At 63.0% G+C, this 13,143-nt stretch carries 11 protein-coding genes and 1 pseudogene; 11 read left to right on the forward strand and 1 reads right to left on the reverse strand.

The features are described from left to right. From VIZ63_RS00005 to VIZ63_RS00050, 10 genes and pseudogenes are all read left to right on the forward strand, one after another. Positions 1-1,791 (forward strand): annotated as a pseudogene (locus VIZ63_RS00005) (hypothetical protein); the annotation flags it as partial. Positions 1,792-2,121: 330 nt separating this feature from the next. Then, a complete protein-coding gene (locus tag VIZ63_RS00010) occupies positions 2,122-2,589 on the forward strand; it encodes a GreA/GreB family elongation factor (protein WP_331607419.1) in 468 nt (155 codons plus the stop codon). Between the two features lie 7 nt (positions 2,590-2,596). Beyond that, entirely contained in the window at positions 2,597-3,535 is a 939-nt protein-coding gene (locus VIZ63_RS00015; RefSeq protein ID WP_331607420.1) for a universal stress protein, read from the forward strand. Beyond that, positions 3,532-4,422 (forward strand): universal stress protein, encoded by an 891-nt coding sequence (locus tag VIZ63_RS00020; RefSeq protein ID WP_331607421.1) that lies wholly within the window; start codon positions 3,532-3,534, stop codon positions 4,420-4,422. The genes VIZ63_RS00015 and VIZ63_RS00020 overlap by 4 nt, the downstream gene beginning before the upstream one ends. Before the next feature lie 148 nt (positions 4,423-4,570). Then, a complete protein-coding gene (locus tag VIZ63_RS00025; protein ID WP_331607422.1) occupies positions 4,571-5,719 on the forward strand; it encodes a hypothetical protein in 1,149 nt (382 codons plus the stop codon). 592 nt (positions 5,720-6,311) lie between these two features. Further along, entirely contained in the window at positions 6,312-7,802 is a 1,491-nt protein-coding gene (locus tag VIZ63_RS00030) for a lipopolysaccharide biosynthesis protein (protein ID WP_331607423.1), read from the forward strand. A 6-nt stretch (positions 7,803-7,808) separates the two neighbouring features. Then, positions 7,809-8,819, forward strand: a complete 1,011-nt coding sequence (locus tag VIZ63_RS00035) for a polysaccharide pyruvyl transferase family protein (protein WP_331607424.1) — start codon at positions 7,809-7,811, stop codon at positions 8,817-8,819. Continuing rightward, entirely contained in the window at positions 8,816-9,628 is an 813-nt protein-coding gene (locus VIZ63_RS00040) for a hypothetical protein (protein ID WP_331607425.1), read from the forward strand. The genes VIZ63_RS00035 and VIZ63_RS00040 overlap by 4 nt, the downstream gene beginning before the upstream one ends. Positions 9,629-9,646: 18 nt before the next feature. Then, positions 9,647-10,564, forward strand: a complete 918-nt coding sequence (locus tag VIZ63_RS00045; protein ID WP_331607426.1) for a hypothetical protein — start codon at positions 9,647-9,649, stop codon at positions 10,562-10,564. Then, the gene (locus tag VIZ63_RS00050; protein WP_331607427.1) at positions 10,555-11,376 is read left to right on the forward strand and encodes a polysaccharide pyruvyl transferase family protein; all 822 of its coding nucleotides are present in this window, start codon (positions 10,555-10,557) and stop codon (positions 11,374-11,376) included. Before VIZ63_RS00045 ends, VIZ63_RS00050 begins: the two co-directional genes overlap by 10 nt. Here the strand turns inward: VIZ63_RS00050 and VIZ63_RS00055 are convergent. Then, complete coding sequence (locus tag VIZ63_RS00055; protein WP_331607428.1) at positions 11,287-12,252, reverse strand: polysaccharide pyruvyl transferase family protein; 966 nt, start codon at positions 12,250-12,252, stop codon at positions 11,287-11,289. The genes VIZ63_RS00050 and VIZ63_RS00055 overlap by 90 nt on opposite strands. Before the next feature lie 507 nt (positions 12,253-12,759). On the opposite strand from VIZ63_RS00055, the gene VIZ63_RS00060 reads away from it, so the two are divergent. Next, positions 12,760-13,140, forward strand: a complete 381-nt coding sequence (locus VIZ63_RS00060; RefSeq protein WP_331607429.1) for a hypothetical protein — start codon at positions 12,760-12,762, stop codon at positions 13,138-13,140. Positions 13,141-13,143: the final 3 nt, after the last annotated feature.

Consider the following 13,143-nt stretch of genomic DNA (forward strand, 5'->3'; position numbering starts at 1 on the left):
GTCGTCACCGACGTCCAGTCGGTGACGACGTCTGCCGAAGCCGGTGCGATCGCTGCGGCAGCCAATCCCAGAGTCAGTCCGAACGATACTGCACGCCTTGAGACGTGCCTCGATTCGCGCGAAATCGGCCGCCGTCTCAACACGCGTTTCCTGCTCGAAGGCAGCGTGCAGCGCGAGGGCGATCAGATGCGCGTGACTGCTCAGCTCATCGACGCGACTACCGGTGGACACCTCTGGTCCGTCAAGTTCGATCGATCTGTCGCCGCAATCTTTGCCGTGCAGGACGAGATCGCCGGCAAGGTGGCTGACGCCATGCGGGTGACGCTCGAAGCCACACCGGAGCAGCGACGCAGAGGGCGTGGAACCGAGAATGTCGACGCCTACATGGAATACCTGCGCGGCCGCAAACTACTGACGACGCTTCGGGCGGACAACGTGCGGCAGGCCGGTGAGCATTTCCAGCGGGCCGCGCTTCTCGATCCGGCCTTTTCTTCTGCGTATAGCTCACGGGCCCTGGCCGTCATTGAATCGCTCGCGTTCCGCGGCAGTGATCAGGCAGAGGAGCCGCACGCAAGGCAGGTGCGAGTTGATTCACAGCACCTCGCCGAGCAGGCGCTGGTGCTGGACTCCGCCAATGCCGAAGCCTATGAAGTGCTCGCACAGATCGATGACGACATTGCCCGGGCAGAACGCCACGCTCGGCGGGCAATCGCACTGGAACCCAACTCGGCCAGCGCACATCATCGCCTGTCGATCGTCCTGATCGCGAAGATGGCCACAACAGGCGTGGACACTACGCCGGAGCGGCTGCATCACATCAACCGGGCGATCGAGCTCGATCCGCTGGAACCCCTGTATCCAACGAAGAAGGCTGTCCTGTATCTCTACCAGCGCACCGGAGAATTCGAGCGCATAGAGCCGTTACTGCAGCGCGCCCTGTCACTCGATCCGAACTACTTCGTTGCGCTGATGCGCCTGAGCGAGATCCGCTATTGCTGCCAGCGCAGGAGCGCCGAAGGCATCAAGCTCGCGGAGCAGGCGTTACGTATCGATCCATCATCGACGTGGGTCCGGAATTTTCTGATTCACATGTATCTGGACGTGGACGATATCGATGCTGCGGAGTCGCTGGTCGATCCTGACCCAACGAGCATCAGTCGCCTGCGTATCCACGTCTATCGGCACGACTGGAACCGTGCAACCGAGCCGCTCTACAGCGGCCGAAATGCGCAGGCAGAGCCTGACTACTCCGTGTTCTCCATGGTGATGCAAGGGAAACAGAGCGGCCAGTACGAACGCGCCATCGCCTTCCTGGAGCGGGCCATCGGCGCTGCCGGCGACAGCGGCGTGTGCCCTGGTGTGCCGATGTTCAACGACTGCTATGAGCCCGTTGCGTTGGCGCAGCTCTACCAGATGACTGGTCGCCACGACCGCGCGAAGCAGCTGCTCGACAGCTCGCTCGAACTCATGGACGTCGCGTCACAGCGCCAGAAACGCGGCGAACTGTGGTTCGTGTTGACCCGCGTTCGCGCGCTCGCCCTGCTTGGGCGAGGCGAAGACGCCTTGGAGCTGCTACCCGCATTGCGCCACTCCGGGATGAGCAGTCACTGGCGTGAGCTCGATGTGGACCCGGCGATGAATCTCATAAGAAACGATCCCCGGTTCATCGCGTTCATGCAGGACATGGCCGCTCACGCAGCCGCGCAGCACGAAGTCGTGTCGATGCGAACCGCCGGACTGATTCCCACGCGTCCGGGCGACGCGAGGTCGACGGAGCTGGCGTCACAGTAAGGTTCGCCCCTTGGGAAAGCGGATAACCCCTTCGGCGCATGCGGTCTGGCCGGATTGCAAGGATCGTTGGGAAATCCACGAATTTCGGGGTCACCGTCAAGCGCATGAACCCACGCCTGCCGGGACGAGCGCCGTCAGATCGAACGCGAAAGTGAGGACGCTCACCTATTTGTTCGCTGAGATACCGAATCAATGGATGTCCCGGCAGCCCCTCGCGGCTTCGACTTTCTCGAACATTCCTTAACCTTAATTCTAATAGATCTAATCCGCTAAAGCCGTTACAAAGGTTCACGCATTACAAGAGGCAATCCCGCAAACAAGCAATCATCGATGATGATGGAGGAGCGACAGGTGCAAAGCGCCATCGAGCTGCGAAAGAGCGATCTTCTTCGGTTACGTTGGGTTCTGGCAACGCGACAGCGTATCGGACTCTATGCCGACGACTACGAGTTGCTGCGCGAAGAGATCGACCGCGCCCGGATCGTCGACGATGACGCCCTTGCGTCGACGGTCGTGGCCATCGGCTCGACCGCAATCGTGCTTGATCCGGGATCGGGGGAATACGGCAAGTACACGCTCGTGCTTCCACCCCAGGGAGATATTGCCCGGCTGCGTGTGTCGGTACTGGCTCCGCTGGGAACCGCTCTGCTCGGCAGTAGCGTCGGAGACGTAATCGAGTGGCAGATGTCCGGCGGATCCCGGCGATTGCGAATCGAGGCAGTCCGGCACGGCAAAGAAGCGAACGGCCTGAGCGTGCCGGCAGCCTCGTCGATGCAAAGAATTCTCCGGAGCCGATGACATGCAGATGACCCTGTCTCGAAACGAAGGCCAGCAGACGCCCGCCGTCGCCGCTGACACAGCGAAGCGACGCATCCTCTGCGTAACCGACTTCACTGCGCGCTCCGAGCGCGCGGTCCGACGGGCCGCACTACTCGCGCGGCAGATGAACGCGGAGGTGCTCTTCGTGCACGCCGTCAGCGACGCAATGTCCGGGCGGGTCGTGCGAATGAAGGTGAATCGCGCCTGTGCGCGCCTCACCTGGGAGGGCGAGCGCGCCATGCAGCATGCTCCGCACGATGCAAAGTCGTCGGTGCGACTCGGCAAGCCGCTGGAAGTGCTGATTGCCGCAGCCCGCGAGTACAAGCCGCATCTCATCGTACTGGCACGGCCAGGACAGCGACGCTTGCAGGCGATCGTCGGGACGACTGCCGAACAAGTCATCCGCAGCACCGGCTGTTCGGTACTCGTCGTCAGCGGTACGGCCGAGCGCGAATACGAGCAGGTCGTGCTCGCCACCGAGCGATCGTTCAGCTCGGAGCACGTGACCCGGACCATCGGCAGCATGGGAATGCTGCCGAACGCACATACGTGGATCGTGCACGCCTTTCACCTGCGATATCGCGGCACGGCGGCGGCCAGCAACGCGGGTTGCACGGATGCCATGGCGCGCGAGGATGAATGGAACAGTATCGCCAGACGCGAGGTACTCCAGAGCATGCAGGAAGCCGGTGTCGACCTTGAACGGGTGCAAGTCTGGACCGAGCAGACTCGTCCGCTGACTGCGATAGAACGAGCGATCGAGCAAGTACGGCCAGAACTCCTGGTCATCGGAGTAAGCCGGTGGTTCGCGCTCAAGCGGCTTCTGCTCGGCAGCGTCGCCGATCAGGTGTTCAGGAATGTGAAGTGCGACGTCCTCGCGATTTCCCTCCCGCCTGCGGAAAGGAAATGGCTGGACGCGGCATGACACACCTGAGCCTGATGTCGAAAGGCGCGCCGGTCCGTCTGAAACTGCACGTAGGCTCCACTCTGGGCGACCCCGGTTTGCGGATACTGTGCGCAACCGATCTATGGGGGCAGTCGGATCATTGCCTGCAGAAGGCGTTGTGGCTGGCTGAGGCGGCGGACGCCGAGCTCATGCTCCTTCACGTCGTCGATAGCGAGACGCCGCTGCGCATCGCCGGCAGGCGAGCCGATACCGCACACGACGCTCTGGAACGGCGCGTACGCGGAACCAACCGGCCAACGGCGATCTCTGTTCGGCTTGGTGATCCACCGCGAACGATCAGTCGTGTCGCGCGCGAATGGCGCGCTGATCTGGTCATTCTGGGATCGGCCCGGCCGCGCCTCATGGACCGCTTTCGTGCGTCCACTGCCGAACGTGTTGCGATCGAAGCAGATTGCACCGTCCTGGTGGTGAATCGCCACAATCCGGAGCCTTATGCGGATACGACGGTGATCGCGAAATCATGCAGCCGTGCTACCGCCATCGAGAACCTGATCCGCAGCCTGCCGCTCCTCGATCGCGACACCACGGTTCACAGAATCTGTTCGGCTGCGCCTCCACAGAGGACGCGGGGAACCGGTGTAGCCGCGTGCACGGCTGCTGCCTGCATGCACCACATCAAGGACTCGCTCGCTTCCCGGACGGGTCTCGTCGTTGCGATGGTCAGTCCGTGGCCCACGCTCTTCCGGTTGCTTGGCCGCAACCTTGCCGACGCAGTCGCCAGACGCGCAACGACGGACGTGCTGATCTGGCCGCACCGGGACATGCACTCACAAGCCACGACGGGATGTCGCCCGCCGTTACGCGCGGTCGCGGATGACGATCCGCGACCGCCGAGATGCTTCTAGAACACGGAGCCAATTCTCGCGACAGATCACTGTGCAATCGAGACGTGTCCTGGTAGCCCCCCAGGCGGCTGAGCTGCCACTAGAGCCACCACCTGGGTCAGGCCGCCACCCCGCAACCTGCACCGAGAATGGCAGCAGCGATCTCACGGTGACCGCATCGGGTCCGTTCACGTTTGCGCCGAGGCTGGCGAGCGGAACCGCGTATGCCGTCACGGTGCTCACTCAGCCAGCCGGGCAGGCCTGTGCCGTGAGCAGCGGTACCGGAACCATCACGAGCGCCAATGTTGCCAATGCCGCCATCAACTGCACCAGCACCGGCGGTGGCGGCTTCAGTGCAGGCAGCGGCACGATCGCCACCGCCGACGTGACCAACATAGCGGTGAACTGCACGGGGTTCACCATCGCCGGCTCTGTCACAGGCTTGACTGGGTCGGGACTGGTCGTGCAGCTCAACGGCGGGAACGACCTGGCCGTTGCCGGCGGCAGCACCAGCTTCACCTTCCCCGCAACCGCATCGCTGGGCGCGACCATCGTCTACACCCTGCATATCCAGGCACAGCCTGCGGGACAGACATGCACGATCGTCAGGGCCGTCGGCTTCGTGACGCCGGCTGCACCGAACGTCAACACGGCCGCGATAGCCTGCACCAACAATGCCTTCAACCCATTGGCCGGCACATACCAGCTGACCGCGGTGGACGGTGTCGCCTTGCCCGAGCGCGGGTTCCTCACGTTTTATCGCGATGGCACCTACATCTTCGCGTTTCATGCGGACGACTCCGACTGCGATGCCAACAACGGCAACGGCCTGGAGTACGGTGTCTATCGATGGAACAGCACGACGAATGCGTTCGCCTTCGTGACCACCGCGCTCGATACCAATGGCGATTGCGGCGTTGCAGACGGCAACGCGCGGCTGCAGGGCACGATCGTGAAGAACGCCAACGGCACACTCGCTGCCGACTTCCTCGACAACAACAGCGGCGATCACATACTCGTGACGCTTACGCCGGTGGCCTCGGTGACAGGGACGCTGATCGGCAGCTGGGGCAACAACCAGGTGTTCACCACCTTCGATGACAACGGTCACCTTTTCAGTGCGGACACACGCTGGCCAGTGCAGATCGCAGCAACGGCGCCCGGTATCGGTGGTTACATATATATGTGTGAGCGCGATAGACGAAGGACGCCGGCTATGCGGGTTCAGCTCGATATTGGTGGGTGTCCCGGGATTCCCGCCCCGCCAGGACGCAGTGGGCAGTGCAGTGTCCAGAATCGGTTTGCTCTGAACGAGTGATTTCATCCAGCGGCTCACACGCAGGATTTCTGACCCCTATCGGTTTGGCTGGAACCCGGTGTGTGTCCCGGGAGTATTGATAGCTCTCGAATGGGTAGATTCGATCGCGGACGGGACTCGCGCAGTCTTTCAGCGCGTGGCTGCGCGACAGTCGCTTTCAACTGTGGGAAACTCATGATCAGTTTTGCGGGCGGCAGCAGCCGCAATTCCTGCAAGGCTCGACGGTGTTCCATGCCACCGACGGCAGCCCGCATGATTGCCCCATGATCGCCAGTACAGCGGCGTGCATCTTGCAGATCGAAGGTGTGCACTACCCGGATCAAGCCCGTCGCCATCGAGCGACTACCAACCAGCATTCGACGCATCGCTGCGCTCACAAGGAATGAAAGGCGTGCAGCAGATATCTCGGCCACAAGTATCCAGGCCCAGGCGACTCCAATGGCCAGTCACTGGTGATCGCACCCGTGATGGGGTCGTCCTGAGAACTTACCGGCTTTACAGCCAGGCGCATCGATCCCGATATCTTCCACGCCATCCCGGGCCTCCTGACGTGCGACGTCGTGTGGCGCGACACCCCGACGGCTGAAGCGGCATGGCAGGTATCCAAGGAAAGCTCATCAAGGGGAGCTTGTGGCTGGCAGTCTCGCGCGTCGTGGTGAATGGCCTCGCAGCGATCAGCACGCTCTTGCTTGCGCGGCTGCTGGTGCCAGCGGACTTCGGGCTCGTGGCCGTTGCGACCACACTGCTGGCGATCGTCACCAGTGTGACCGACCTGTCGCTGACCTCGGCCCTCGTGCGCCATCCCAATCCCACTGCAACCCACTTCAGCGCCGCCTGGACGCTTAATACGCTACGAGGACTTCTGCTCGGGATCGCCTTCGCTGCGGCTGGCATTCCGACCGCCGCTATATACGGCGATCCCAGGCTGGTAGCGGTGATGGCTGCCCTTGGCGTCGGCATCGCGATCAGCGGCCTGGCCAATCCTCGACGCATCATGCTGCAGCGGGATCTGGTCTTCTGGCAGGAGTTCGTGCTCAACGTCGCAGAGAAACTGGTCGGCGTCGTTGCCGCGATCGTGGTCGCCTACGTGTTCCATTCTTACTGGGCCATCGTGGTCGGCCTTCTGGCCGGACAGGCCACGAGCATTCTCGTGTCCTATGCGACGTTGCCTTTCCGACCCAGGCCAACGTTTGCCCACGCCAGGGAGTTGCTCTCATTCTCGGTCTGGCTGACCGCCGGGCAGATCATCGACACGCTGAACTGGCGGTTCGATTTCCTTCTCGTCGGCAAAGGACTGGGGAACTCCGCTCTGGGCTATTACTCCGTGGGAGGCAACCTCGCCGCCATCCCCACGCGTGAAACCATCGCACCGCTGACGAAGGTCATGTTTCCCGGCTTCGCCAGCATCCAGAACGAACCCGCGCGACTTGCGGCCGCGTATCAACGCGCACAATCGCTCGTCACCGCAGTTGCATTACCTGCCGGCATCGGCGCGGCACTGATCGCAGAACCGTTGGTCCTCCTCACCATGGGTGAGCGCTGGCGACCCGTCATATTCATTATCCAGGCACTGGCCTCCATCTATGCCCTGCAAACACTCGCGACCCTGACGCAGTCGCTCGGCATCGCCAAGGGCCAGCCGCGTCTGCTTTTCGTTCGCAGTTTGCAGATGTTCGCGATTCGCGTGCCGTTGCTGATTGCCGGCATGCTCATCGATGGTTTGCGCGGCGTCGTATTGGCGCGTGTCCTGACCGGCCTGATCGCCATCGGGTTCAACATGTTCCTGGTGCGTCGCTTCATTGCGCTCAGCCTGCGCCAGCAGTTAGCGCCGAACGCCCGCAGCTTGATCAGCGCAGCCGTGATGGCACTCCTGACGTGGCTGCTGATGCCACTGCTGCCGGATGAAAGCGACAGCGCGGCCATGGCCTTGCGGATCGCTTGCACCTTTGCCGCTGCTTTTATCATCTACTGCGTCTCGACGGTCGTGCTGTGGCTTGCCATGGGCAGACCCGCGGGACCGGAAACAGAAATCCAGCTGCTGATCCGCAAGGCAGTGGCAAGATTCCGCCCAACACTCTCCTGAGCACTCATGCAGCCAGTTTCAGCACCCGACCTCATCGCGCGCCTCCAGGCACAGATCGATGCCTGCCTGTCGCCGCACTTCGATGGATCCCCTATTGCTCTGATCGATTTCCCCGACATCCGCAATGTCGGCGACTCGGCGATCTGGCTTGGCGAGATCGCTTATCTCAGGCAACGCTTCGGCAAGCGGCCGGACTATGTCTCGAGGGGCCTTCGGGACTTCTCGGACGAAGAACTCAAGCGGGCGGCACCCGAAGGACCGATCTTCATCCATGGCGGCGGCAACTTCGGCGACATCTGGCTTGGACACCAGGTGTTCCGCGAGCGGGTGCTGCAGCGCTGGCCGGGCCGGCCCGTCGTGCAGCTGGCGCAGTCGATCCACTACGGGAATCCGCAACGCGCCGACGAGACCGCGCGCATCATCGCCAAGCACGGCAACTTCACGCTGCTCGTGCGCGACCAGGAGTCGCTGCACTTCGCCGAGAAGCATTTCGACTGCCGCACCATGCTGTGCCCCGACATGGCGTTCATGATCGGCGCCGTCGCTGCGACCAAGCCGCAGCTTCCGGTGCTCGCGATGCTGCGCGAAGACCGCGAGAAGCCGGATGGCATCCGCGACCTCAGTCCCTGGCCGGAAATGCCGGTTGAAGACTGGATCACTGAACCCTGGTTACCGGTCCGTGTCGCCAAGGCGCTCGGCACGCTCGGCGAACTCGGCAGCCTCGATGCGATGCTGATGCGGCGCGGTCGCTTCGATGCCGCTGCGCGACAGCGTTTCTCGCGCGGCGTCCGTCAGATCGGCCGCGCGCGCGCACTCGTCACCGACCGGCTGCACGTACATATCATCTCGCTGCTGATGGGGCGTCCTCATGCCGTTCTCGACAACTCGTATGGAAAGATCCGGCGCTTCATGACGGCGTTCTCGGGCGGCACCGAACTCGCTTACGTGGCCACGTCGATTCAGGATGCTGTGGAATGGGCACGTGCGCGGGCGGCCGCCGCGGAGGACGGTCGATGACGATGCTGACCTTCCTGATTCCGGTCCGTCACCCGGACAATTCGCCCGACTGGTCGAGGCTGAAAGCCAACCTCGCGCAAACGATCGCGTCGATCGCCGGACAGAACCATGACGACTGGCGCGCCGTGATCATCGCCAACGAAGGTTCGGACTTGCCGCCGCTGCCAGATCGCTTCGAGGTGGAAGCGGTCGACTTCTCGCCCAACGTTCTGCACGACAGGAACTCCGCCTCGACGGACGACGTCCTCGATGCGTTCCGTATCGACAAAGGTCGACGCGTGCTCAAAGGGATGCTGCGAGCGCGCGACAGCCGCTTCTTCATGATCGTCGACGACGATGACTTCGTCAGCGCGCGGTTGGCGCGCTTCGTCGCCGACCATCCGGACGCGAACGGCTGGAAGGTGGACCTTGGCTACGTGTGGGACGACGGCGGCAAGCTGCTACTGCAGCACGACGAATTCAACCGGCTGTGCGGCACTTCGCTCATCATCCGCGCCGATCTCTACGACCTGCCGCAGCGGTTCGAGGACGCCTCGCCCGACTACATCAAGGACATGCTCGGCGGTCACCGGCGAATCGCCGACATCGTGGCGCGACAGCACCAACCGCTCGCACCGTTGCCCTTTCGCGGCGCTATCTATCGCGTGGGCCACAGCGGATCTCACAGCAAGACACCGCGCATCCTGCGCAAGTATTTTCTCAATCCGGAGTCGATTCGACGGCCGCTGCAATGGCTGCGCAACCTGGGCCGCATCCGTATCGTCGGCGAAGACATCCGTCGTGAGTTCCATGGCCCGCAGCACCGCTAACTGGCGTCAGACAGCGACATGAATGTCCAGCGATTGTGCCGTCACCCGGCAGGTTGGTTCGCCAGCGCACTACAGGCCCTCGCCGACGCCGGCCACTACAGCAATGTGTTCAATCCCAGCCTGGCCCGATTCGACGGTCGATGGCATCTCGCCTTCCGTGCCGAAGCGCATCCTGGAGAGAAGCCGTTCCGTGCGTTTTACACCAACGCCGCCGCAGATCGGTTTTCGCCGCCACTCGATCTCTCGGCAATACTGGCCCACGAAGACTTCCCGCGCATCGCCGATCCCAAACTCGTCGTGCTCGGCGAGCGTTTGTATCTGACCTTCAACACCGGCAACCTCGCGGGAACCGACAATGCGCTGTACCTCATGCAGGTCTGGCCGACGGTCGGCGCGCCGCAACGCTGCGAAGTCGAGGGGCGGCAGACGGTCGAGAAGAACTGGGCTTTTTACTTGGACCCGCAGGGCGAGCTATCAGTGATCTACTCGCTCAGTCCGCTCGTCCGGCTGCGCCGCGCGCGTGGCGTCCTTGGCTCGGCGGGCATGCTCTTCTTCGAGCGCGCCGGGTCGACAGATGGCCCCGGCAAGGGCCTGTCGATCGGCACCCAGATAACATTCGCCAATGCCCGGACGGGCTATCTGGTTGCGCACGAGAAGCCGGGCGTACTCGGCAAGCGCGGTTACGTCGGCCGCCTCGTGCGCCTGACCTTCGATCACCGCGGAGAGGCGGCGGTCACCGTGGGTGGAACGCGGCTGATTCACTCGTATCGCAAGCTGATACCGGCGAAGAAACGACACAATCCCAACCTCCTCTGGGCAACCTACTTTGCAGGCGCCGTGCTGGACGACAACAGTGAACTCCTGTCGCTGAGCTACGGAATCAATGACGTCGAGTTCGGCTTCGCCGAGCTTCCACTCGCGCAACTATGGAAATAAGAACCTTCTACTGGGACGCACCACGCGATCGTCGCCCGGCGCCGCTGCGCTGGTTGCGGCCGAATCCGCATCTGTTCAGGCACGGCAATGCAGGCGATGACTTCAATGTCGATCTTCTGAAGTGGGCCTACCCCGGTCGCGAGATCCGCAACGTCGACGAGGGCGGGCACCGCCTCCTGCTGGTGGGATCCATCTCGCACCGCGTGCAAGGCGGCGACATAGTGAACGGCATTGGCAGCAAGCCGACAGAGGTGCCGAGTGCGCGACAGGCCCCAATCCGCGTGCGGGGCGTGCGCGGCCCGCTGACGCTCGAGGCGTTCCGCCGCGCCGGTCACGACGTGTCGTCACTGCGCTTCGTCGGGGATCCCGGGCTGCTCATCGGCCGGCTGTTTCCGGATCTCGCGACCATTCCGCACGAAACGGGACGCGTCGTGTTCATCCCGCACTACCGCGAGCGGTACCAGTTCCGCTCGAACCGGAAATTCCAGGTGGTGGACATCGACGCCAGCGCGCACGACGTGGCAGTCGACATCCGACGTGCGGAGTTCGTGCATACCTCGTCGCTGCACGGGCTGATCTGGGCGCATGCCCTCGGCCGCCCGGCTCGGCTCGTTACACCCGCTGCCGGGGAGGCGTTGCACAAGTATGAGGACTACTACCTGTCGATAGACCAGTCGTTCGAAGCGGCGGCAACGATCGACGAATCGCTGCGCCTGCCTAAATCAGTCAGTCCGCTCGACGTCTCGGCCGTGATCAAGAGCATCACACTGCCCGACCTTGCGGAGTTGCTGCAAACAGGCATCGCCACTTGAGTGCCAAACGCCAAGAGCGTTCGCCACGATTGCGCTGCACGTTCCCACTGGCCGCCATAGGTCGATGGGAAACGCCGCCAGCAGCGCCTTGTGATCGAAACTGGGAGGTTTCATGCCACCCATTTCAAGCGCTTCCTCAATCGAACGTGCGAACTCCATGCGATCGCGCCCGGTCCCCAGCGCGTAGTCGTCGTACTTGAAGGGCTTCTCCCATTCAGAGAGACGTACGTAACGGGCGGGTATGCCGAAGGCTTCGGCGATCACGATACCGTGCAACGAACTGGCCACAACGAACTGCGCTTGCAGGATCTGCTCGACGCAGCGGTTCCAGCTTTGCAGAGGTGAGACCACGTCGGCAACACCCTGCTTAACGACAGTCTTCAGGTCATGCAGGTTGGGCACGACCACGTGCGATTTCGTGCCCGTGCGGATGAAGCGACCTGGGAACAGGTGCGGAAGCAGCAGGGCCGGGTCGCCGAAGACCTCCGGCGCAGCGATGCCCCGCTTGCCCAGAAATTCCCGCGTGAGCGGCCCCCGGACAGCGCGCACATCGAGATGCTCGTAGACGTGGCGACTGTCATCCATCTCCTTGCCGTTGACGCCCGAACCCCACACGACGTCGCCGCTGCGTGCGAAGTGCATCACCGACCCCACGCTGAAGAGCCGGCAGGGACGCACCACCTCCTCCTCGAGCAAGTGCCCGTGGTCGGCCAGCACCTTGCTCACGATCACCCTCGCGAGATGGTCACCGAAGTTGCGGTACCCGAAGTTGCGGTGCCCCGGGGGAGGCGACCAGGAGAAGGCCTCGATTTCGGGGAAGTCGGGCGCGTTTTCAGCACGAAAGGTCCGGAGCAACCTGCGCAGTCCGAGCCTCATCGGTCACCCACCGGACTACTCGGGGAGCCGGCCTCGCGCTGCCTGCCCAGAGCCCGATCGGACCCCACGGCATTCACGACCTTCCCCCCAGCCTGGACCGCAACAGCTTGCCCTGAATGCCTCCGCTCGAAGCGTCTGCTGGCATCCCGTTTCGGGGCGACGTTGGCACCGCTTTGGTGCTGGACCGGAGGTTCCGGGTTATGCATGAAGACTTTCCGTAGTTGGAAGACAAGAAAACTCCGAATCCCCAGCCCGGTTCCGAATCCACCGGTTCTCGGTTCTCGTTCTGAAGAGTGCTTCGACAACAGTCTGTGGTCAACACCGTGCCTTGGCGGGACGTCGCAGACTAGCAGAGAGGATCTGGACAACCTCAGATTCGCACGTACGCATCGGAGGTAACGACAGAGGCAGGTGTGGCGAGCGGTGTAAAGACCAGGCGCGCGGGGAGCATGCCCGAAGCGGTCACGACGCTTCGCGTGAACGGCTCGACGTCGGGGAGTTGCAACCATGCACGCACCGAGATGCGGGCCAGTCTGCGTCGCGACGATCCTGTTCTCGTTGCTGTCGTCGGCAGCGGCGGCGGCTCAAGCCTCGCTTCCTGCGTTCTATCCGAACACCGATCTGGAAGAGTACGACGGATGTGAATTTACGCTGGTTGCAACCATCGACGCGTTCAACGCTCCTGGTCCGCAGCCGCCGTTGGGTTACCTGTTGGGGCGTCGCGTGTCTTCGTGGACCTCGGTCGCGAGATGCCAGTCTGAGCAGGTCCATCCCGCCGGCGTGTTTCTGTCAGGCGCGACGCTGCTTCTCGGTTCTATGGAGTACACAAGTCGTCCGGACCACGGAGGTCACATCGACGAACTGCCGACCGTGGGCACGTTGCCTTGAGCG

It is taken from the genome of Povalibacter sp. (assembly GCF_036520495.1).
Lineage (GTDB): Bacteria > Pseudomonadota > Gammaproteobacteria > Steroidobacterales > Steroidobacteraceae > Steroidobacter.